The sequence below is a fragment of the Clostridium sp. AT4 genome (assembly GCF_001517625.2).
GTDB lineage: Bacteria > Bacillota > Clostridia > Lachnospirales > Lachnospiraceae > Enterocloster.
Window position 1 is genome coordinate 1,460,069 of the sequence record NZ_LN999828.1, and the last position, 21,301, is coordinate 1,481,369.

Genomic DNA, 21,301 nt, shown 5'->3' on the forward strand with positions numbered 1-21,301 from the left:
TCACTTCCTGCTTTTAATTTAATCTTCCAAAACTGTAGAAATGGCTCTGCCAGTATGGTGTATTGATAGAAGCATATTTGATTGGGTCACCGCAGTGTATCATCACACCGTTTCCGCAATAGATACCCACATGGCTGACAGGTCCCGGCGAATTGTAAGTACCTGTAAAAAATATAATGTCCCCAGCCTTGGCATCTGCCGCTGACACCGGAGTACACTGGTCATATATGCCCTGTGCCGTGGTTCTTGACAGGTTATGTACGCCGCTGTTGGTAAATACCCAGCATACAAAGCCGGAACAGTCAAAACTTGTGGACGGAGAAGAACCGCCCCAAACATACGGATAGCCAAGATATCTTGCTGCTTCCTCCATTAGTGCCTGTACTGTTGCATCATCATAGGAATCAGGTGGTATGACATTTCCCGGCGAACCGCCACCGCCCGGACTTTCTCCATAAAGAGTTCCCTCACCCACATCAAAGTAAAATAACGGGTTATAATACTCCCCGTTATACAAACACTCGATATGAAGGTGGCTTCCGGTACTGCTTCCCGTATTTCCCGTTGTTCCTATGGTTGTTCCGTGTGTAACAGTCTGTCCGGCACTGACACTTAATGTATCCATGTGTGCATACTTGGTGCAGTAACCATTGCTGTCCTCTATCACAACATAATTACCATAAGAAGCATCATAGGTTGCTGTTGTAACCGTTCCATCCATCGCTGCCAGCACGGTTGTCCCTGTGGGCACCGCTATATCCACACCACGGTGAAACTGTTCCTGCCCTGTGACCGGATTGATACGGTAGCCGTAATAACTCGACACATAGCTATACCAATACAGATTGAGCGGTGTATAAAACTGCTGTGTCAGTCCATGGGTTTCATTGTAAAGAGCATAGATTTCTTTCTGCTCCTCATTCATGTGTCCGGCTACCACCACACCTAGGTCGGTGGCTGTCAGTGTTACTTCAAGTATGGTTACAGTGTATTCTTCCTCCGTCTCCTCACCCGTTTCCGGATCTGTTACAGTCCTTGTCCTTGTTTCCGTCGTAGGATTTAAGGTCAGCTCATACATTTCTTCAAAAAGGCTTTCTATCTCACTTTGCACTTCACTTGCCGTAAATTCCGTATGTACTGCCGACAGGTAACTGATTAAAACAAACGGGTCATGCCCTATGGCATCCAGATTGTAGCGGTATTCGTCATAATCCAGATAGTCCGTTTCTATGTTATTGATTTCTTTCTGCAATTCCATTTCCAGCTCGGAAAACGCCAGGTCCGCAGCATCAATCTCCGCCGGAACACTCATATAGCTTCCTGCCAGTGTGGTACTCATACCATCTGAGAACATCGCCCCACAGGACGATATGGCTGTCATGATCATAATCAGAATCAGTGCAAAGATACCGATTGTTACCAGAAGCGAAACATTCCTGCTGGCTATCTCCTGCATTTTCTTGGCAACCTTGGTAACAAAACTGGCTGATTTTGCAGCCGCTTCCTTTGTATTCTTTGCTGCCTGTCCTGCCCGCCTTGCCTTTGCATACTCCCGCTTGATCCGCTGTTTCTGCAATCGTTTCTGCATCTGCTTTTTCAGGGTCTTTTCCTGCATATCCGGATTTTCTTCCAAAAACTTCTGATACCGGAAATTGACCTCTTTCTTAAACTGCTTTTTCTCCAGCTTTGCGACTTTCTCTTTCTTCCTTTGCAATCCGCTTTTATGGTTGCGTTTCACAAAATGATAGACATCCTCTGCTGTCTGCTCCGTCTTATGTGCTCCTTCCACGGCAGAATTTTCTTTCTCCACTTCGGCAACCTTGCCATGGGTAAAATTGGAATATTCTGCACCTACCCTGCCTGCAACCACTTTTACCGGACTATCCGGTTTGAATTGCTTTTCTTTTTCCACAGCAGTCAGCACATACTTTGCTTTTCCTGTCTTTTCATCAAAGACACGCTCAAAGGAATACTCCTTTTTCTTAGGTATCTTCTTTCTTGCAGCTTCGGTCTTTTTCCCGGCTTTCTCTGCCTTATTTTGCAGTCTGTCTAATTTTTTGCTTCCATGAAACTCCGGTTCCATCCCTTCCGTAAAGGTTTTGTCCTTCGTCTGGAAATCACGTTCAAAATCAGATTGTTTTGTACGTTCCCTGTTCTGATACTCCCGTCTGTGGTATTTTCCTTTTTTCTCGGATTGGTGGTAGGTATCCCTGCGGTGGTAATCATCCTTTTGCTGATGTTCCTCCTGCTCCCTGTCACCATCCTCCGTAAAAGTATTGTTTTCCTGCGAAAAATCGCTTTTCCTCTTACTGTCCGCATCCGTATTCTCAGACTTCAAATTCTTCTGCTCTGCGGAAGGATTTTCACTGTGTCCAAAAGTGTCCTGCTTCTGATACTGCTTTTTATTTCTGCGTTTTGTTGACAGCCCTGACTTCTGGACATTCTGTCCAAAGGTGTTATCCGCATCTCTTGGCTGATGTTTTTTTGATTTATCTTTTTTCTTTTCTGCCACTAATCAACATCCTCCTGTTTCACACTTTCTTCTGGTTTGGTATTCATAATCGCATAGGTCTTTGTGTCTGTCGGATATTTATCCACAAACGGAATGACCACGTTATCAAACAGAATCAGACCGGAGCCCGGCTCTGAATTGGTCACATGGGAAAGCTGCTTTTCCGAAAGCCCCAGCTTATCTGCAAGTATCGCCTGATCCTTTGCATTCTGGTTCAAGAGATAAACAAAATCGGAGTTACCAAGAATACCCTCGATTTCCTCCGACTTTAAAAAATCACCCACATTCTGTGTCAGACCTGTCGGAATACCGCCCCATTTTCTGAAACGCTTCCAGATTTCCACCGAATAAATGGCAGTCTGCCTCTCCTTTAGAAGAAGGTGGAACTCATCACAGTAATAACGGGTAGCGATTTTTCTCTCCCTGTTCTGCGACACCCTGTTCCATACGGCATCCTGTACGATGAGCATACCCAGCTCTTTCAACTGATTTCCCAAATCCCTGATATCAAAGCACATGATACGGTTCTTACTGTCCACGTTAGTGCGATGATTAAAATAATTCTGCGAACCATGCACATACAACACAAGGGAATTGGCAATACGCTCTGCTTTCGCATTCTTATGATCTAAAAGGGCATTATACAAATCCTCAAGGATAGGCATATTCTCCGGTACCGGATTTTCAAAATAGGCATCATAGATATGACGGATACATTCATCAATGATACCCTTCTCATCATTCTCCAGACCGTCCTTCCCTCCGGCAATCAAATCACACAGGGTAATGATAAAATCACTCTTTAGTTTCAGAGCTTCCTTATCTCCCTTATGGCTTAACTGAATATCCATCGGATTCAGATAATCTTTGGAATTGGTTGCCAGCTTTACCACCTGCCCATGCAAAGCTCCCACAAGGGCAAAATACTCGCCCTCCGGGTCACAGATAATCACATCATCCCTTGTCATAAGAAAGCAGGATAAAATCTCCCTCTTTGCACTAAAGGACTTACCACTGCCCGGTGTTCCTAAAATTACTCCGTTTGGTGTACGAAGCCGCTTTCTGTCTGCCATGATCATGTTGTTTGACAGGGCATTTAAACCATAGTAGATTGCCGGTGCAGGCATAAATAATTCCTGCGTACAGAACGGCACAAGAATAGCGGTACTCTTTGTGGTAAGCACACGCTCAATTCCCGTATCATTGCATCCAATCGGTGCGGAAGCCATAAGCCCCTGTTCCTGTAAATACTGCAAACATCTTAAGTTACAGTTTGCCTGCTGGATAATGCCGGACACCCTCTGCGTAATATTTTCAAGCTCCCTTTTGCTCCTGCCGTAACAGGTAATAAGGAAAGTCATTTTAATAATCTTCTGGTTACTGGTGTTCAGATCGTCAAGCAGCTCCAGCGTATCCTTTTCATAAGTGATAATATCCGTAGGAAGAATATCCATGTCATACCCACTGCGGACTGCCTTTTTCTGCTCCTCAATCTTCATCTTCTGAATATTGGTCAAAGCACCCTTTAACATCTTGATTGCCTTCACCGGGTCCATCGTCTGCATATGCATGGTAATAGTCAGGTTATCATCAATATCAAGGAGCTTCTTTAACAACTCATCATTAAAACGTGGTGCAATAATATCCAGATAATGGACACTGCCATACATCTTTCCTGCCTTAAATCGGCTTGGATAACGGAAGTCAAAGCCCGGCGGTGCAATGTAGTCCTTTACACTCTTACCGGACTCTGCCAGCTCCTTAAATGAAAAACGGAAAGGCTCCATGGTATCCTGATTAAAATACTCATGCAGGATACGCAGACGTTCCTTTCCGTCAAGGCTTTTGGCGTGGGTTCCAAGGTTTAATAAGTTTTTGATAACATCCTTTTCAATGTTATTCAGTTTTGATTTCGCTTCCTTATATCCCTTACACTCCGTACCAAAAATAAGATATTTTGATTTAATGATACCGTTATTGCCCTTTGCAGCCTGCTTCTTTAACATTTCCGTGTATTCCTCACGGATATCGTCAAAATCATCTCCCTGCAAAGGAATGTCAAACTGGTCTATCAGCGTCTGTTCGTTGACCTGCCTGTTAAATAAAAACAGTTCAAACCGGATAGACGGGTCAAAATAATTGATGAGCTTGCTGTACTCCTCTAAAATCTCCCCCTGGTCCTCTATTTCCAGAAGGTCATAATTTATATCATAAAATTCCACCATTTTTGTGTAGAAATCAGATGTCACCTGACAGATACCATCACGGAACATCTTTTTGAAAGTAATGGTATTCTGTGCCGTGGTAGGTTTCTCCTGTTCCTTATGGTTTCCTGCAAGAGTACGCTGAAGCTCTTTTAACCTTTTCTTTTCAGAAAAACTCAAGCCCGCTTTAGGCTTAGCAGTTTTCTTCTGACTACCCTGTAATCTTGCCTTTGGCTTTTGCTTCAAGGTAACGCACCTCCTTCTTCATTTTTTCCTGTTCCTCTAACCGATTGTAGAGATTTTCTGATTTATAGGGGCGTATTCCCGGTGTCAGGAATTTCTGCCTTATCACAAAGTACAGAATCTTTTCTGCCGGAAAACCGTCCTTTTCATACATTGCCAGAAAGAAAAACGGCAGCATGACAGCCACCATGATCAGTGCGGATGCCTGTGTCCCGATGATATCTTTGGTAAAGATATAAAAAGGAATTCCAACCGCACCTGCCGCACCAAAACAGATAAGCTGACGTTTTGTCAGATTCATTGCCACCTTTGTCTTGATACCGCTTAAATTCTTCGGCACTGCGACTGATATTGCCATAAACAGCCTCCTTCCTGATATAACGCTGCTTTAATGTGCATTAAAAATAGATTTGCTAAGGGAACCTGTCTTAAATAAGCTGAAGCACAGGATAACGGTATATGCTGCCACTGACCACAAAGCCGTATGTAGATTGCTCGCAACCGCAACGCTGGATACCAGCACCGCATAGATTGCCACACATACCATGATGAAAAATCCCTGAAATGCCAAAGCACAAAGTCCCTTGATATAATTACTTCCGATGCCGCCCCATTCCCGGTTGCTGAGTGTCGCAAACGGAACCGGAGCCACTGAAACATAAAGGTATATTTCAATCATTCGCCCATATAGCATGACGGTGATTAGCAGGGAAATGATTTTCATACATAAGCTGACAATCATGGTCTCTATTCCAAGTCCTATCAGTTCGCCTATCCCCATGGTGGAGAGCTGGCTGTTAAACATGGACTGTAACGTACTCGTCACATCCAGTGTCGTGGAGCCTGTAATAACTCCTGCCGCACTTGTAACGATATGGTTTCCCACATCAAAAATTGCCATGGTAATGTCAGAGGTATAGCTGACAAGCAATACTGCAATACATGCTTTCACAAGATAACGGAAGAAAAACTCACTCCCCATCTCATGCATGTTATTCTTATCCATTACCATGGTAATCAGCTCATAGCAGAGAATCGCACTAATGATCATCCCTGCTATGGGCACCATGACTGTATCTGACAGGTTGTCTATCATGGAAAAAATACCTGCGTTCCAAGAGCTGGGTGTCTGCCCAACCTCTCCGGCAATTGTTCCTACTTTCGTATTCACGTCAGTAAACATCGTTTCAAGATTGTCCAGCACCCATCCTTGCAGCATTTCCTTTATAAATTCAGTGATTTTCTCAATGATTGACCCCATGAATTATGAGAACAGCGTTGAAAGCTGTGGGATCACCGTCTGTGCTACGATAATGATACCGCCTCCGGACATAAGCTGTTTTATACCCAATTAGGTGTAAAACTCTGCTCGATGGCGGGCGGCGGCGTACAAAAAATCTATATGGTGTTTTTAAGAGAACCGTCCCGGCGGAACAGGTCAGGCAGTGACCTGTTCCACCTCTGGGATGGGTTTGAGATTAAAATGAATTTCGATAGAAATGTGTCTTGTTTTATCTTCGTCAATGCGCTCATGCACGACGATTTCTTTGATTAAGCGGTTGAGGGTGGCTGCGTCCAGCTCTGTGATATTGGCGTATTCCTGAATGGCTTCCACCCATTGTTTTGCGTCATTGGCAAGCTGGACTTCATCGGACAGCCGCTTTCTGCCCTCGGACACTTTTGCTTTAAGCTCCGCTTGCTCGGTCTGTGTCTTTTCCAGCATGGTGTTGAAATTCTGTTCACTGATACGCCCTGCAATCATATCCTCATAAAGCCGCATTACCATTTTGTCCAGAACCTCAATCCGTTCCTCGTCCCTTGTGAGGGAGCGTTCCATTGCTTCCCGCTGTTCCCGCTGCTCGGCTTCACAGGTATTGGTCAAGCGGTCGGCAACCGCTTCCCCGTCCATCAGAGCGGCTCTGGCACATTCCCGGATTTTCCGCAGCACATGGCTGTAAAGGGTGTCATAATCAATCCGGTGCTGGGTGCAGTGGTTCTTTCCAAAGGCATTGTAGGTTTTGCAGGAGTAAATCTGCTGGGGATGTTTTGCGTTTGTGTAGCGTATCGTCAGTGACTTCCCACACTCACCGCATTTTATCAGTCCGGCAAACAGGCTGATTTCATTGGTCTGCCCCGGACGCTGGCGGGATTTCAGCTTGTTCTGCACAATGTCAAAGCTCATGCGGTCAATCAGCGGTTCATGCTGTCCCTCCACCACAATCCAGTCCTCCGGCTTCTTTTCCCCAATCGTGCCGATTTTGAAACGGTAGTCCTTTTTCTGGGAAGCAATCGCCCCGGTGTAGACGGGATTCATCAAAAGGTCTTTGATAACGGAGAAGTCCCACATATACCGCCCGTTTTCCGGGTCTTTCTTTTCCCATTTGGTGCGGGTATTGCGAAGCCCCCGTTCCCGGTTCCACCATGTGGGGCAGGGGATTTTTTCTTCCTCCAGCCGTCTGCGGATATAGTTCGGACCATGACCGTTTAGGGCATATCCGAAAATCAGCCGCACAATCGGGGCGGTTTCCTCGTCAATGAGCAGATGGTTTTTGTCCTCCGGGTCTTTCCGATACCCAAACGGGGCAAGACACCCGGTAAACTGTCCTTTCTGCGCTTTCAGAAGATAAGAGGAATGGACTTTCTTGGAAATATCCTTGCTGTACATCTCGTTCAGGATATTCTTGAACGGGGCAATATCGTTGTTATCACGCAGGGTGTCGATACCGTCATTCATGGCGATATAGCGGACACCGTTCCTTGGGAAAAAGTCCTCAATCAAATGCCCGGTTTGCAGATAGTTACGCCCCAGTCGGCTGAGGTCTTTCGTGATGACAAGGTTGATCTGCCTGCGCTCAATGGCTCTCAACATTCTCTGTAAATCAGGACGCTCCATGTTAAGACCTGTGAAGCCATCGTCCTGATAGACTGCCACAACCTCCCATCCCTGCTTTTCGCAGTATTTTTCCAGCATATCACGCTGGTTTGCGATACTGGCACTTTCGCCTTGCAGGTCATCGTCCTTTGACAGCCTGCAATAGACCGCTGCACGATAGCCCCCGGCAAGTGCCTTTCCGATTGTTCTGTATTCCATTTCGTTCATCATAGCCATTTACCCACACAATCCAGACGGTATCTGGCTCTTTTGAACCTCATCTTCATTATAGCTTATATCTTTCTTTTTAGCAAGATGTTCTTTTGTATTTGTCTTTCCGTATTTCTGGGAAATCAGGCTGACGAACACATCGGTTGCGTCCAGTTCCCCGTCAAACACCGTTGTAACATGAATCTCTGTTTTGTTTTTTGCCATAGGCAGTTATCCTCCATACATGAAAATAGCCAGACAGAGGGTGTCGGCAACGAAGTCCGGCAACGGGCTTCAAAAGACCTTGCAAACAATCTCAATCTGGCGATGGTTACTATTTATACTTTTCTTTTATTTTTCTGTTGTTTTGGTTGTCATAGGGGAGAAAAGCCGATAGTTTCGGGATTTTCCCCGGCAACCGGCTCGGCAACGGGATAGCAACAGGGGGTGCAACGGGCTGTCATTTTCAGAATGGAAGCTCCATCTGTTCTGTGACCTCCACAAAACCGTCCATCTTTTTTTCAGACGGGTTGCCGGAGTCCGTTGCCGGGTTTTCACGCTCCCAGCCCTTTTGTCTGCCATACTCGGAAAACATTCTTGGGTTCGGGAAGTACCGCCAGCGGTCAATGCACTGGTTCATAATCTCGTTGATTTCCCGGATTTCCCATTGCTTCGGCTCGTCAAAGGCATGGTTCAAGGCTTCCTTGTAGAGCTGCTTGGAGCAGACCATACTCCCGGTGTACTTATCAAGATACGCCTGTATCATCCCGGCTTTGGTGTCCTCTGGCATAAAATCCCGTTGGTGTTCTTTGAGATACCGCTGCATGGCGGGGCTGAAAGCCAGCTTGAACCTGCCGCTTCGGTAAATCTCCATCGCTTCCGCCCACATCTGCTCGATATAGGCTCTGGAAGCAGCTTCGTCCTCCAAAATGTGAACCTCGGCTTGCTCCGGGTACACCATGACGGGGATAAAGCGGCGGTTGCCGGAACGGTCAAGGGGCAGGAAGTCAAGGGCATTGGAAGTGCCGCCAAATACGCACTGACGGGGGCGGTCTGCCGGGTGGGTTTCATAGGGTATCTTGTAAACCTCTTTCTGCCGACTTAAAAATGACTTGATTTCCTCAATGCTCTTGGCGTTGGCGGTTGCCATCATTTCCGACATTTCGATAATCCAGTGACCTTGCAGCTTGCGGTACACATTGTCATCGTCCAGCTTCCGCAAATCATCGGAGAACCACTCGTCCCGGACTGCCAGCAGACGGAAGAAGGTGGACTTGCCAGCCCCCTGACCGCCTACCAGACAGAGCATGATTTCAAATTTGCACCCTGGCTGAAAGGCTCGTGAGATTGCACCCAGCAGGAACAGCTTCAACGCTTCATAGGTGTAATCATCTGCGTCAGCCCCCAGAAAGTGCCGCAGACAGAAACGGATTCGTTCTGTCCCGTCCCACACAAGGGTATTGAGATAGTCCCGGATGGGATGGTACTTGTTTTCATTCGCCACAATCCCGATGGCGTTATCAATCTTTTTCTCATTGGTAAGCCCATAGGTTTCTTCCAGATAAAGAAGCAGATACTTCATGTCCGTATCGTTCAGGGCGGTGCTTTCCCTGTGAAAACCGATGGGCTTTATGATGTCCTTGCGGTCGGTCAGAATGTTGTATGCGATAGCCCCGGAAAGCAGCGGGTCACGCTGGAATACGGTCAGGCAGTTCCGTATGCTCTGACGGACACCGCCTTTCTCGGTAGTTTCCAGCCCCGCCTTGATTTCCTCAATGCTCTGGGGCGGCTGCATGGCGTTCATGGTGTTTTTTAGTTCTTGCTGCGTTTGCGGCGGCAAGCTCTGCCATTCGCTTTTCAAGCTGTATCACATCCTTTCCGTAGTCCGTAATCAAAGCTGCTTTTTCCTCTGTCTCCCCAAAGAGCAGCACATCCAGCAGATATTCCACTTGGTCTTGCTTCTGTAAGGCTTCCACAAACCGTGGATGAAAGGCTTCCTCCGGGGAGTGCGGGGCATAATCCTTTCTTCATGCCCGAAGCAAGTGAAGATAATCGGCAAGAATACGGAAGCAGCGGCTCTTTGCTTCCTGAAACTGTTCCTCCTGGGATTTCTGCCGGGGCTTGGGCTTTTTTGCCTTTCCCGGCGGTTTCCAGTCCTCATAGGAAAGCCCGAAGTCCTGTGCCAGCTGTACGGCGGCTTCTTTCTTTCCCAGCCCATACAGGGCGGCGGCAAAATCAATCACATCCCCATCCGCACCGCAGCCGAAGCAGTGGTAACGCCGATCCAGCTTCATGCTTGGGGTTTTATCGTGATGGAACGGGCAGCAAGCCATCCCGTTCCGCCCTGCATGGATTCCATAATGCTCCGCAGCCTGTCTGGTTGTGACGGACTGCTTCACAGCTTCAAATACATTCAAATCTATCCCTCCTTGAAAAAAAGAAAAGCACCTGACATTCTCAATCTGAAAATGGCAAGTGCCTGTTAAAGTTCCATATCCTGTTGTTTGTGTTTTGTCTGCACCGGGGCAGTTCTTTGTGCTTTTTTCTCGTCCGCCTTATCCTGCAAGACTTCTTTGAGGGGCTGCTTCTTGGGCGGCTCTTTGCTTTCTTCTGTGCCGGGTGTGGCTTTCCGTACCCAGTAGCGGATGTCCCGCAGCTTCTTCAAATCCTCCTGTACCTCGGTCAGCGGTACTTTCAGTTCTGCGATTTCGCTGAGAAGCGTTTCCTGCTCCTCTTGCAGCTCCTTTTGGGTACTGTCCTTATCGTCCGGGTGCTTGGCAAGGTAGGCGGTGGCTTTCGCATACCGGGCAACCTCCGGGTGTTCCTGTTTGAATTTTTCCTTTGTTTTCTTAAAAAATATCTTCTGGTACTTCTCATAGACAGCCTTACATTCTTTGCAGTCTGTCCGGCTGGCAAGAATCCCGTCAATCACTTTGCTTCGGGCTTCCTTTGGCTTCATCTGATTGCGGTAATCTGCGGCTGATTTCCCGGAGGATTCCAGAAATGCTTCTAAGTCCTCCACAGTGGAAAGCCCCTTTTGCCGGAGATAGGACAGGGCTTCGCTGACTGCCTTTAAGTCCTGTGAAGTCCCCCGGTTCTGTCCAGCCCTTGTCCAGTCCTTCCGTTCTTCCTTTCGTATCGCCATATACTTCATCAGCAGATTGGGAAGAAGTGTCGCTTCCTCCGCCGCCTTTTGTGCAAGCAGCTCTTTCCGTTTTTCGCCCAGCTCGGTAATCCAGCCTTTGAGGTTTTGGATAAGCTGCCGGATGGACTTCATCAGATTGTTGGCAGCTCTGATTTCCCGGTTCAGGTTTCCGATATTCGTCTGGATACCCCGCTTTTCCATCTGCCGGACAGCAGCTCCCTCATGGACAGTAGGGACTATATCAAGCCCCTGTCTGGCATAGGAACGCAAGTCCACACGCTCCGGGCGGTCATTGGCTTCCAGATAGCGGTTCTGGATGACCTCCCATTCATGCCGCCAGATTTCACAATACTTCTGGTCGTTCCAGTCAACCGTATCCTCCTTGTGGCTTTTCCATCTGCCGGACGGAAGTTTGATCCGTTCCCCATTCTCGTCAAGGTCATAAACCTTGCGGCTCTTGGGAAGCCATTTCCCATGTTCGTCCATTGCCCTCATAGTGAGCAGGACATGGGCGTGGGGATTGTGTCCCGGCGGATGGGGGTCATGGATTGCAAAATCAGCAATCATGCCTTTGGAAACAAACTGCTGCTCACAAAACTCCCGTACAAGGACAGCGTACTGGTCAGGCGGTATCTCTCTGGGAATGGTAAGCACCCACCTCCTTGCAAGCTGGGAGTTCCATTGTTTTTCCACAGCTTCGGCGGCGTTCCATAGGGTATTGCGGTCTGCATACTCCGGCGGAGCATTTGCCGGGAGCAGGATTTCATTGTGGACGATACCACGCTTTTCCGGGTAGTGCTTCACTTGCTGGTCGTATTCACAGAACAGCTTTTCGCCACTCTGGTAAGCAGCGGCGGCAACCGCAGACTGCCGCTGGCTGCGCTGAACAATCGTGATTTCGTTGTGTGGACAGGGCATTTCGTGTTCCTCCTTTCGCTAATTGGTGGACGGGGTGGCGTTTTACCACCTCATTTTGGGCAGAAAAAAAGCAGGAGACCTTTTTCAGATTTCCTGCTCGGTGTGCCGCTATGTGGGCGGCGGGTATTTAATTGTAAAAGTTCGGGGCAAGTTGACCCGATGTGTGTAGAATAACAAATTGGATTTATTTTTCTTTACATTTTATGCCGTAATTTCCCCTACTACCATTTTCGTAGCCCCTATATATTTCATATCTTTTTCCATTTATCTCCACTTCGTCATCGTTAATAAATGTATAAGACTCACCATTTTCTTCACAATACTTTGAAATTGCTTCCATAGTTTTTGCAAGAGTTGGGTAATTGGCACTATCCTCATAAGGAACCCAAAAAGCTTTTTTAAACATATAAAATACCTCCTTCTAATTTGTTAAGTAATCCACGAATTTTCAAATCGTTATAAAATAATAGTATCATACAGCTTCGCAAAAATCCACTTATAACTTCAAATTGTCCCTTACTCTTTTCTATTTATCATGTAAGATTGTAAACTTTTTTGACAACCATTCTTTTCATAAAATTTTTCTGCTTCTGGTTGAGAGCCGAAATATAACATTGTAGGTGTATTATCTTTTGCAAGTTGAAGAAGTTTGCTTCCAATCCCCTGTTTTTGATATTGAGGAAGAACCAGTAACTCTGTAATTGTTCCAAAATAGTAACCATCGGAAAGAATACGCAAGCATCCTACTAGCTTTTTATTGTCATAGGCTGTTATATTTATTTATTATTTTTCATTTTTTTAAACTATTTAATACTAATGTCTTTTATAATAGCTTTTCATATATTATATAATCAATCTTTATAAGTCCTTTTATAAATTTCTTTTCTACCATTTTCGATAAATTCCTGTTTAATATTTTTAATTCCATAAACAATAGTTTCAATAGGATAATATTCTTCAACTATATCTTGATATTCTTTTGCTTTCTCAATATCTATATTTCCATACATTCTTAATATATCTTCTCCAAAATTTGTTCCTATTTCTTCTTCACTATCTTCAAGTAAGTATATAAAATCACAATATTCATCTATAATTCCAGAATCTCCAAAATCAATTATTCCAGTTAATCTATTATTGCCATCTAACAATAGATGATTACAACTAAAATCATTATGGCATAAACACTTTTTACCCTCAAAAACTGTTGTTGCATTTAGTCTTTCCATAAAACTTTCTATATAATCTTTTTCTATATCAGTTAAATCATTATAAATAGTTTCACGCAACAATATATACTCTTCTAATACATTTTGTTTATTATCAATAGTACATTCACTAATATCTGTATAATCTAAACCGTGCATTTGTCTTAAAAAACTGGCAATATCTCGTTTTAACAAATTTTGTTCTTCTTCTGACATAGTAGAATAAATTTCTGGTGTTAAAAAAGTTCCTTTAATTTCTTTATAACCTAGTATAGATAATTCATCACTAATATACGAATATTCAATATTAGGAATTTTTACATTAGTTTCTAAATTTGTATTTAAAAAATTATATATTGCTTTTTCTTTTGCATAACCTTTTTTCTTATTAGTACTAAATTTTGTTTTAAAAATGTATTCATTATTAACTAAATATGCCACACTATCATAACCACTACCGATTATTTCAATACTATCTACTTTGAAATTATCAAAGTAATGCTCAATTAAATATTTCATTGCCTTAACATTTGTGGCATTATCATCATATCTATATTCCATTAAATAACAATCTTCTTTTTTGCCCTCGTGTAATTCATGTTCTGGCAAATCTTCAATAATTCTAAAACCAGATTTTTGGTATGCCCTTATTGCTCTTGGATTATTTTTATGAGGGTCTAAAATAACTGCATTAGCATTTCTTTCTTTTTTCAAAAATTCAAAAATCAATTTAATATATCTTGTACCAATTCCTTTACTCCAATAATTTGGCTCTCCTATAAATTGATCCATACCATAGACTATCTCATCAGTTTTTGGATAATGATAATCAGTATATAACTCATCATACATTTTATATATTTGTCCATATCCAATAGGAACATTGTTATATTCAATAATTACTCTAAAAACTTCATCTTCCCAAGGCTCTGTATAATGTTTTTTTAATGATTCTAATGTATATTTTTTATCTCTACCACCATAAAATTCTAATACTCTTTCATCAGTTAACCATTTTAACATCAAAGGAAAATCATCATCTATTAAAGTTCTTATACATATTTCATTTTCAACTATATTCATTTATTTATCACCTTTTTCATAATCATATACATATACTATTTCATCTTTATAATCATTTTTACCACCTAATTTTTCATATACATGGCAAGCTCTAGGATTACCTTTATCAGTTATTAAAAACATTTCAGAACAACCAATCTCTTTAGAATATTCCTTGATAAAAGATAATAATTTTGAACCATAACCTTTGTCTTGATAGTTAGGTAACATTCCTATTGAGTGTAAATAAAACATTGTTTTTCCATCAGGTCTTAAAAGTGTATAGCAATATGCAAATCCTATAATTTTATTATTTTCTTTAGCTATAAACCCAAATGAACTGGTATCATTAAGAAATCCTTTTAAATTATCAATATCAAAAACCATATTATCATCAATTAAAACTTCTTCCATATTTAATGTTTTAGATAATGCCATCCTTGTTTGTTCCACATCATAATTACCTTGCCATACTTGATTGACAAAAGAAATAAACATTGATACATCAAGGTTTTTATCATCTATTTTGTAGTCCATTATTTTTCCTCCAACTACCGATTTGTTGTCATCTTCATTATACTTCATTGGCTATCGAAAAGATAGCATATTTTATGAAACTTGTCGGCTGGGAACAGCTTGCAATGCAAGGTGTCCCCAGATGGCAAGTCCACAAAAGGGTAGCTGGCGGCAGCCAGCGCAGGGGAAGCGTAGCGTCCCCTGTTTGATTTGAAGCAGACCATGACTGCGGAAAATCACAGCCCTCCGGCGAGGAGCCTTCGGAGAACGCAATGCACCAACCTCTGGGTGGTGTATAATTGCGCCCTTAGTAAACTAAGGGGTTTCCGGCTTCTCCCGTTCCAGCAGTTTTTTCAATAGTTCCTGCGTGTCCTGCCTGTGAAAAATGAGTTTCAACAACAGCATGACATCATCATCTGTCAGGCGTTCCGGCTCTTGCAGAAAACTTTCCAGCATACCGCCACGAGTACAGAGCCGGTGCGTCCGTTCCTTTCGGGTAAGCTGCTTTAACTGGTGCTGCAATGCCTTTTCATCATTGATGGCTTTCCGCAGTTTCTTTTCGCTTTTCTCCAACTCCCGATTGAGTTTTTCCAGCTTTGAGGTATCAGGCAATGGCAGCGTCCTCCTTTCCCGGTATCAGCACATAAATCCTGTTCGGCTCTCCAACGCCCTGACGCACCCGCATGATAAGTCCTGCGTTTTCCAGTTCATTCAAAGAACGCTTGACCGTCATAGGACTGCGGGACAGGACTGCGGCAATGGCTGTGACAGGGAAGCAGACAAACAGGATTCCGTTCTCGTCCTCCTGCCCTTTGGATAGCATAGCGTCCAGCATCCGGCAGTACATGACCTTTGCGGTGCTGCTGACTGGAAATCCTGTCAACGCTCTGGGAAATGGCATACAGGGCGGCAATGGTGTGTCTATCGTCATAAATTCAAAATTCATTCGGTGTGTTCCTCCTTTTTCTTTGATCGTTTGGATAAATAACGGGGGCAGTCAATCACAACCGCCCGGAAGCTCTGCTTGCACCCATGCTGGCATTTCCGGCATAATTCGTTGTAAGTGACACGCCCCCGGTCATTGAGGTAAAAGGAAAGCTCATGCTTCCTCTTTTTGCTCATTCTCGGCATATTGTATTTCCTCCCGTTTTAGTGTATGGTTTCGGGGCGATTTTCGGCAAAATTACGGTCATAGAGCCGATTAAAATCTCCCGAAGTATCAGCGATAGGGTAGACTATCCCCCTATCAGATTGTCGTGTTTCGGTATCATTTCGGTGTCAGTTCGCCAGTTCTCCCCGGTGTCGTTCCTCCCCTGAATCTCACAGCGGCGTATCGCTCCCTTTGGTACGCTCGTTTCGGTCAGGGTTCCTCCACATCCCTGCCAAAAGTCATGGCGCTACATCGCCGGGGAAGCATATCCCACACAGGCTGGTCATTCGATTGGAATAATCCATCGATGAACTACCTGTATCATAGAACATTTTTGTGCCCTGTGCCGTATGTCCACAAAGTAGGAATTAGGGGTAAAAATCAGAAATTTCCACGATTGCGGAAAGTGTGATATAATCCAGATAAGCGGCAGCAATGAAACCATTGGAAAGGAGCGTGCGCCCATGAAAGGAGCAACAAGCATACAGGAACGCCTTTGGGAACTCCGCAAGGACAAAGGCTTAAATCTGGAAGAACTATCAAAGCTGACAGGCATTTCCAAATCAGCTCTTGGAAGTTATGAAAAAGAGGATTTTAAGGAAATCAATCATGGCAACCTTATCACGCTGGCAGACTTCTATGGGGTCTCTGTTGATTATCTACTGTGCCGGATAGAGAACAGGGAGCAGATCAACACACCATTGACGGAGTTGCATTTGAATGATGAGATGGTGGCACTGCTGAAAAGCGGTCGGATTAACAACCGTCTGCTCTGTGAGCTTGCTACACATAAAGATTTTATCAAGTTTCTTGCAGACATTGAGATTTATGTGGACGGGATTGCTACCATGCAGATTCAAAACCTCAATGCACTTGTCGATACCGTCCGGCATGAAATCATTGAACGGTATCGCCCAGGCGAAGATGACCCGCATTTGAAAGTGCTGCAAGCCGCCCATATCAGTGATGATGAGTATTTCAGTCACATGGTTCTGGATGACCTCAACCTGATTATCCGGGATATTCGGGAAGCCCACAAAAAGGACAGTGAGAGTGCGCCCCAGACCACCGTTGCCGATGAATTGAAAGAAAATCTCGAAGCAGTCGAAAATTTCAAGGGCAGCCGGGATGAAAAGCTGGTTGTCCTTTACTGCAAGCAGCTCGGTATCAACTATAAAAATCTGTCAGACGAAGAATTTCGCTGGCTGATTCGGATTCTCAAAAAATCAAAGAAAATGGGAACGCCTATCAGCCAGAGGAAAAAACGGTAAAAAAAACCGCTGTTGCATGGTTGGGGTGCCTTCCATGTAGCAGCGGTTCTTGCTGTGGTTATTATTTCATTCGTTTTCTTAATATCCGGCGATAATTTGTTTCTCCCTTTGGTGCGTCCTGTATAATTTCCAACACACCATCTTCAAGCATTTTATCAATGCGATTAGAAATCCATACATCACTAATTCCAAGTTGATATTTTCCTAAAACATTACCTATAACAATAGCCATTTTGAATTGCTCTGGCTGTTCCGCAATTTCACGAAGAATGAAACTATCATATATATCTTCTGAAACACTTTGCAATTTACCATTTAGCATTGCACGCAAAGGTGCATTTTCATTTTGAAGTTGATTCCATTTCATAGCACAAGCTGAAAGAAATACAGGCTTAGCTTTTTCTTGTAGAGTTATATATTTTCCCCATTCGCCAGGAGAAACCTCACCCCATGCTATTTTGGATGTCATAGTATTTTCTTTTCCATATTCCCAGGCAGGTAACTTAACCAAATAAATTGTTGTCTGACAGTTTAATGGTCGAAGTTGTTTCATAAGCCAGTACATACCGCAAAGTTCATCCGGATTATAGCTATACCAAATACGAACTTCTTCCCCAGCTACATATCGTTCAATAACCGAAGACAATGTAGTTTTAATTTTCTGTATTTTTTCTTCAACCTGATAGTCTAAATCCTCTACAAACCAGACAGACAGCATTTTCTTGAGAACATTTTTCCGCTGTTCGCCAATTCCATTATCAGAAATATCTCCCACACTAAGAGCCATATCAAAACAATAAACATCACTGCTCTTGCCTCCCAATGGAATAGCATTCTCCCAAGCAATATGTTCTTGTTCCTGTGCTTGAATTTGTGCTTCTTTCATTTCATCTGAAGATGGAACACTCCCATCTTCGTGCCTCATAAAGACCGAAACTGCACTTCCTCTATACTTTCCCTTACCGTAAGTTTGGGCAATTTTCAAACTTCCACAGGCACTTTCACCAAATACAATTTCAATCATCTTATATACCTCCGATTTAATTACTCCCGTATGAATAAATTATATCATGCAAAACAATTTCTTCTGCCCGGTTGTGAATGTTATTACAACGCTGCACCCATTCCATTTGTTGAGTTCGCTTCAATTCCTCTGTCACGCCCTCGGTGGCTTTCATCTGCTCCATGATAGTGTCTAACCGTTCCTGTGCCTGTTCGTTCAGGTCTGCAAGATATGTCCACAATTCTCCGGTCAGTATCAATGTATTCAATCTGGCTGGGTGGACTTCCCTTAAATATTCCCGGTGCATCCGTCCGTACTTTCCGATAGGGCGGTGTTCCTCCGGCAATTTCAAATCTGGGATGTAGTAATCTCCGACAAGGATATAATCAATTCCGTTTTCTGTTATTCTTGGTTTCAATTCGCTCATGTTCCTTACCTCCTGTGGAAGCAGGCTCGTCTGGTACTAACTCAATCACATCGGTAATCTCACAATTCAGCGTTTCGCAGATACGGGCTAATGTGTCCATGCTGATGTGCTTTCCCTCTTTGCTCATGTTGGCAATCATATTCGTTGTCATACCAGCGGCAAGCCTTAAATCTTCTTTTCTCATATCACGCTCTAACAGTGTGTGCCAGAGTGGTTTATAGCTGATGTGCATATTGCTTTCCTGCCTTTCTATCCATACCGCCGGGGCGGCTGCCCCGGCAGGAACTTTTCTCTTATTATAACATCAATCTTGTGTAATCACAATTTATTCTTGTATCCTGCCGCTGATACCGTCTGGATTGGTTTTTCCTTTCTTTTTGTTCCCTTTAATTAGCCATGAACTGTTTGATACCCTGCGACTTTGCACCGGGATTATCATTACCATAGCCCTCCAGAAGATTGATAACTCCCCACACGCCTACACCTGCTCCGATTGCGGTTACTACCGTCTTTAATCCTGTTACTGCTGTTGTAAAAAATGACATTTTAATCTACCTCGTTCTTTCTCTTAATTTTTTCAAAAAGAAAGAGTTTTGAGATGTATCAGCATACACAACAAAACTCTTTTTTCTTCTGGACACAATGTCCAGAGGTTAATGGTTCCATATTCAGTTGTCAGTTCTGCACCTTTAGACATTCTGTCCAAAAGTCGCTATTTCGTTGTATCGCCCTCAACTTCTCCACAATCAAAGGCATCATCCACCTCTGTGTCTGGCGTAACTTTCATGCGATGCAGATGCTTCACATAGTCCTCAATGTCAAAGGCATTTTTCGGGTCAAAATCGGACAGCTCTTTGTATCGCCTATGCTTTGTTATATCAAACTTATCTGAGAAGAAAGGTCTCACGCCTCTAAGCTGCATGATACATTTTCCGCCATCCATGACCGCTATCTCATCCTGACTCATAAGCTCTTTTCCGGTCTTTTGATAATTCAGACCATAGGACTGGCTCGTACCTCTTGTATCCGAGGTATTATAAAGGTCAATCGTTTCTTTACCCAATACTTCCGCCAACTCTTTTAACGTGGTCTTTTCCTTTCCTCCAAGGAATAATGTGGTATCACAATTGCCCTCTATGGTATCTGCATTGTCCTTGTAAATCGCCTTGAGCTGGGATTTTGACTGCAAAATAATAGAAGCTGATATTTCACGGCTACGGATTGTAGCGATCAGCTTCTCAAACTGTGGAATCTGCCCAATGTTCGCAAACTCATCAAGGAGCATGCGCACATGAACCGGGAGCCTTCCGTTATAAACATCATCTGCTTTATCACAAAGCAGGTTAAAGAGCTGTGAATACATGATTGATACCACAAAATTAAATGTGGCATCGGTATCGGAAATAATAACGAATAATGCTGTCTTTTCCTCTCCCAGAGTATCAAGCTCCAGCTCGTCATATTCCATAAGGTCACGCAGCTCCTTAATATCAAATGGTGCTAACCTCGCACCACAGCTAATCAAGATTGATTTCGCTGTCTTTCCGGCAGCAAGTTTATACTTTTTGTACTGTCTTACTGCAAAATGATTGGGTTTATCCGCTTCCAGCTCCTCAAACAATAAATCTACGGCATTTTTGAAATTCTCATCGTCCTCTCTGGCTTCGCTGGCATCAATCATATCAATCAGCATTGCGAAATTCTGCTCCTCTTCCGGAGCTTCATACCAGATATAAGCGATAAGTGCCGTATAATAGAGCTTTTCAGCCTTTACCCAGAAGTCCTCACCGGATTGCTGTCCCTCTCCTTTGGTGTTGACTATAATCGTGTTTACAAGTTTCAAAATATCCTTTTCGCTCCGAATGTAGGCGAAAGGATTGTAATGCATGGATTTAGCAAAGTTTATGGTATTCAAAACTTTTATCTTGTACTTGCCCCTTTTTAACATTTTTCCGCACTCCACCAGTACTGTTCCTTTCGGATCAGTGACAACGTAGGAGCTGTGCATCTGCATCAGGTTTGGCTTCACAAAAAAGCGAGTCTTGCCGGAACCAGAACCACCGATAACAAGAATATTTTTATTTCTTGCATACTTCGGCTCTTTCGGTCTGCCGGACATCATCAGCCGTTCTGTCTGTGTCAGAAGGACATTATTTTCAAACACAGAGTCCATATATGGCTCTATGTCCTTGGCATTTCCCCACCTTGCAGAACCGTATTCTACACCCTGCCGGAACTTCTTGGCATTCTTGGCTTTGTAATACACCACAAGTCGGAGTGCTATACCACCTGCCACACCAATCAGTAAATCTCTTGGGTGGAAGCTGGGCAAAGGGTTGGCAAACAGCTTATCAAAACGGTTCATGACTGCCATCATCTTATCAGAAGCATTTGTACCTTCTGATACTCTCCACAGCCATGCAACCTTATCACAGAAATATCCAGCAAAGATATAGGGCAGATTCAAAAACACCAGCTTCTTGGTATCCATACCACCTGCTTTTGCTTTCAGATTTTTCGGGATAGCTTTCAGGTCTTTGGTTATGCCTTCAATGATGTT

The 21,301-nt window shown here is 43.8% G+C and carries 21 protein-coding genes and 2 pseudogenes; 1 reads left to right on the forward strand and 22 read right to left on the reverse strand.

What is annotated here, in order from left to right; all coding sequences use genetic code 11:
• Window positions 1-13: 13 nt before the first annotated feature.
• The 17 genes and pseudogenes from BN3656_RS13070 to BN3656_RS13155 form a co-directional block, all read right to left on the reverse strand.
• Window positions 14-2,512: a CD1108 family mobile element protein gene (locus tag BN3656_RS13070; protein ID WP_242963010.1), complete on the reverse strand. Its 2,499-nt coding sequence runs from the start codon at window positions 2,510-2,512 to the stop codon at window positions 14-16.
• A complete protein-coding gene (locus tag BN3656_RS13075) occupies window positions 2,512-4,962 on the reverse strand; it encodes a VirB4-like conjugal transfer ATPase, CD1110 family (protein ID WP_066548946.1) in 2,451 nt (816 codons plus the stop codon). Before BN3656_RS13075 ends, BN3656_RS13070 begins: the two co-directional genes overlap by 1 nt.
• The gene (locus BN3656_RS13080) at window positions 4,928-5,317 is read right to left on the reverse strand and encodes a PrgI family protein (protein ID WP_066548948.1); all 390 of its coding nucleotides are present in this window, start codon (window positions 5,315-5,317) and stop codon (window positions 4,928-4,930) included. The genes BN3656_RS13075 and BN3656_RS13080 overlap by 35 nt, the downstream gene beginning before the upstream one ends.
• A gap of 30 nt (window positions 5,318-5,347) precedes the next feature.
• Window positions 5,348-6,220 carry a VirB6/TrbL-like conjugal transfer protein, CD1112 family gene (locus BN3656_RS13085; RefSeq protein ID WP_066548951.1) on the reverse strand — a complete coding sequence of 291 codons (873 nt, stop codon included), beginning with the start codon at window positions 6,218-6,220 and terminating at the stop codon, window positions 5,348-5,350.
• A 3-nt stretch (window positions 6,221-6,223) separates the two neighbouring features.
• Complete coding sequence (locus BN3656_RS13090; protein WP_242963040.1) at window positions 6,224-6,292, reverse strand: hypothetical protein; 69 nt, start codon at window positions 6,290-6,292, stop codon at window positions 6,224-6,226.
• Window positions 6,293-6,397: 105 nt separating this feature from the next.
• The gene (locus BN3656_RS13095) at window positions 6,398-8,068 is read right to left on the reverse strand and encodes a recombinase family protein (protein WP_066548956.1); all 1,671 of its coding nucleotides are present in this window, start codon (window positions 8,066-8,068) and stop codon (window positions 6,398-6,400) included.
• On the reverse strand, window positions 8,069-8,266 hold the full coding sequence (locus BN3656_RS13100) for a succinate dehydrogenase (RefSeq protein ID WP_066548958.1): 198 nt from the start codon (window positions 8,264-8,266) through the stop codon (window positions 8,069-8,071). It abuts the gene before it with no gap.
• Window positions 8,267-8,507: 241 nt separating this feature from the next.
• Entirely contained in the window at window positions 8,508-9,845 is a 1,338-nt protein-coding gene (locus tag BN3656_RS13110; protein WP_066548960.1) for a virulence-associated E family protein, read from the reverse strand.
• Window positions 9,814-10,458: pseudogene (locus tag BN3656_RS13115) on the reverse strand (CHC2 zinc finger domain-containing protein). Before BN3656_RS13115 ends, BN3656_RS13110 begins: the two are co-directional and overlap by 32 nt.
• 65 nt (window positions 10,459-10,523) lie before the next feature.
• Window positions 10,524-12,104, reverse strand: coding sequence for a MobQ family relaxase (mobQ, locus tag BN3656_RS13120; protein ID WP_066548961.1), 1,581 nt, complete (start codon window positions 12,102-12,104; stop codon window positions 10,524-10,526).
• A 184-nt stretch (window positions 12,105-12,288) separates the two neighbouring features.
• Complete coding sequence (locus tag BN3656_RS13125; RefSeq protein WP_004612768.1) at window positions 12,289-12,510, reverse strand: DUF4318 domain-containing protein; 222 nt, start codon at window positions 12,508-12,510, stop codon at window positions 12,289-12,291.
• 110 nt (window positions 12,511-12,620) lie between these two features.
• Entirely contained in the window at window positions 12,621-12,842 is a 222-nt protein-coding gene (locus BN3656_RS13130) for a GNAT family N-acetyltransferase (RefSeq protein ID WP_330424665.1), read from the reverse strand.
• A 113-nt stretch (window positions 12,843-12,955) separates the two neighbouring features.
• Window positions 12,956-14,395 carry an aminoglycoside O-phosphotransferase APH(2'')-Ia gene (aph(2'')-Ia, locus tag BN3656_RS13135; protein ID WP_001028144.1) on the reverse strand — a complete coding sequence of 480 codons (1,440 nt, stop codon included), beginning with the start codon at window positions 14,393-14,395 and terminating at the stop codon, window positions 12,956-12,958.
• Window positions 14,396-14,788: a GNAT family N-acetyltransferase gene (locus BN3656_RS13140; RefSeq protein WP_000393259.1), complete on the reverse strand. Its 393-nt coding sequence runs from the start codon at window positions 14,786-14,788 to the stop codon at window positions 14,396-14,398.
• A gap of 417 nt (window positions 14,789-15,205) precedes the next feature.
• Window positions 15,206-15,502 (reverse strand): DUF3847 domain-containing protein, encoded by a 297-nt coding sequence (locus tag BN3656_RS13145; RefSeq protein ID WP_002594808.1) that lies wholly within the window; start codon window positions 15,500-15,502, stop codon window positions 15,206-15,208.
• Window positions 15,495-15,836, reverse strand: coding sequence for a DeoR family transcriptional regulator (locus BN3656_RS13150; RefSeq protein ID WP_066548965.1), 342 nt, complete (start codon window positions 15,834-15,836; stop codon window positions 15,495-15,497). The genes BN3656_RS13145 and BN3656_RS13150 overlap by 8 nt, the downstream gene beginning before the upstream one ends.
• Window positions 15,833-16,021 (reverse strand): hypothetical protein, encoded by a 189-nt coding sequence (locus tag BN3656_RS13155; protein ID WP_054328105.1) that lies wholly within the window; start codon window positions 16,019-16,021, stop codon window positions 15,833-15,835. The genes BN3656_RS13150 and BN3656_RS13155 overlap by 4 nt, the downstream gene beginning before the upstream one ends.
• A 483-nt stretch (window positions 16,022-16,504) precedes the next feature.
• Here BN3656_RS13155 and BN3656_RS13165 point away from each other — a divergent pair, with 483 nt between their 5' ends.
• Window positions 16,505-17,311 carry a helix-turn-helix domain-containing protein gene (locus BN3656_RS13165; RefSeq protein ID WP_006873172.1) on the forward strand — a complete coding sequence of 269 codons (807 nt, stop codon included), beginning with the start codon at window positions 16,505-16,507 and terminating at the stop codon, window positions 17,309-17,311.
• 61 nt (window positions 17,312-17,372) lie between these two features.
• On the opposite strand, the gene BN3656_RS13170 is transcribed toward BN3656_RS13165, so the two are convergent.
• The 5 genes and pseudogenes from BN3656_RS13170 to BN3656_RS13190 all read right to left on the reverse strand — a co-directional run bounded on the left by BN3656_RS13170 (window position 17,373) and on the right by BN3656_RS13190 (window position 21,298).
• Window positions 17,373-18,335, reverse strand: coding sequence for a DUF3658 domain-containing protein (locus tag BN3656_RS13170; protein WP_014078537.1), 963 nt, complete (start codon window positions 18,333-18,335; stop codon window positions 17,373-17,375).
• A gap of 16 nt (window positions 18,336-18,351) precedes the next feature.
• Window positions 18,352-18,741 carry a TnpV protein gene (locus tag BN3656_RS13175; RefSeq protein ID WP_066548966.1) on the reverse strand — a complete coding sequence of 130 codons (390 nt, stop codon included), beginning with the start codon at window positions 18,739-18,741 and terminating at the stop codon, window positions 18,352-18,354.
• Entirely contained in the window at window positions 18,701-18,973 is a 273-nt protein-coding gene (locus tag BN3656_RS13180) for a helix-turn-helix domain-containing protein (protein ID WP_002592127.1), read from the reverse strand. The genes BN3656_RS13175 and BN3656_RS13180 overlap by 41 nt, the downstream gene beginning before the upstream one ends.
• A gap of 160 nt (window positions 18,974-19,133) precedes the next feature.
• Window positions 19,134-19,286: pseudogene (locus tag BN3656_RS13185) on the reverse strand (Maff2 family protein); the annotation flags it as partial.
• 167 nt (window positions 19,287-19,453) lie between these two features.
• Complete coding sequence (locus BN3656_RS13190; RefSeq protein WP_081423015.1) at window positions 19,454-21,298, reverse strand: VirD4-like conjugal transfer protein, CD1115 family; 1,845 nt, start codon at window positions 21,296-21,298, stop codon at window positions 19,454-19,456.
• Window positions 21,299-21,301 lie beyond the last annotated feature (3 nt).

Coding starts and splice junctions, on each gene's coding strand:
- BN3656_RS13170 (WP_014078537.1), bottom strand. CDS start 18,335: ATGATTGAAATTGTATTTGGTGAAAGTGCCTGTGGAAGTTTGAAAATT.
- BN3656_RS13150 (WP_066548965.1), bottom strand. CDS start 15,836: ATGAATTTTGAATTTATGACGATAGACACACCATTGCCGCCCTGTATG.
- BN3656_RS13155 (WP_054328105.1), bottom strand. CDS start 16,021: ATGCCGAGAATGAGCAAAAAGAGGAAGCATGAGCTTTCCTTTTACCTC.
- BN3656_RS13165 (WP_006873172.1), top strand. CDS start 16,505: ATGAAAGGAGCAACAAGCATACAGGAACGCCTTTGGGAACTCCGCAAG.
- BN3656_RS13100 (WP_066548958.1), bottom strand. CDS start 8,266: ATGGCAAAAAACAAAACAGAGATTCATGTTACAACGGTGTTTGACGGG.
- mobQ (WP_066548961.1), bottom strand. CDS start 12,104: ATGCCCTGTCCACACAACGAAATCACGATTGTTCAGCGCAGCCAGCGG.
- BN3656_RS13085 (WP_066548951.1), bottom strand. CDS start 6,220: ATGGGGTCAATCATTGAGAAAATCACTGAATTTATAAAGGAAATGCTG.
- BN3656_RS13125 (WP_004612768.1), bottom strand. CDS start 12,510: ATGTTTAAAAAAGCTTTTTGGGTTCCTTATGAGGATAGTGCCAATTAC.
- BN3656_RS13095 (WP_066548956.1), bottom strand. CDS start 8,068: ATGGCTATGATGAACGAAATGGAATACAGAACAATCGGAAAGGCACTT.
- BN3656_RS13080 (WP_066548948.1), bottom strand. CDS start 5,317: ATGGCAATATCAGTCGCAGTGCCGAAGAATTTAAGCGGTATCAAGACA.
- BN3656_RS13175 (WP_066548966.1), bottom strand. CDS start 18,741: ATGAGCGAATTGAAACCAAGAATAACAGAAAACGGAATTGATTATATC.
- BN3656_RS13140 (WP_000393259.1), bottom strand. CDS start 14,788: ATGGAAGAAGTTTTAATTGATGATAATATGGTTTTTGATATTGATAAT.
- BN3656_RS13180 (WP_002592127.1), bottom strand. CDS start 18,973: ATGCACATCAGCTATAAACCACTCTGGCACACACTGTTAGAGCGTGAT.
- BN3656_RS13110 (WP_066548960.1), bottom strand. CDS start 9,845: ATGAACGCCATGCAGCCGCCCCAGAGCATTGAGGAAATCAAGGCGGGG.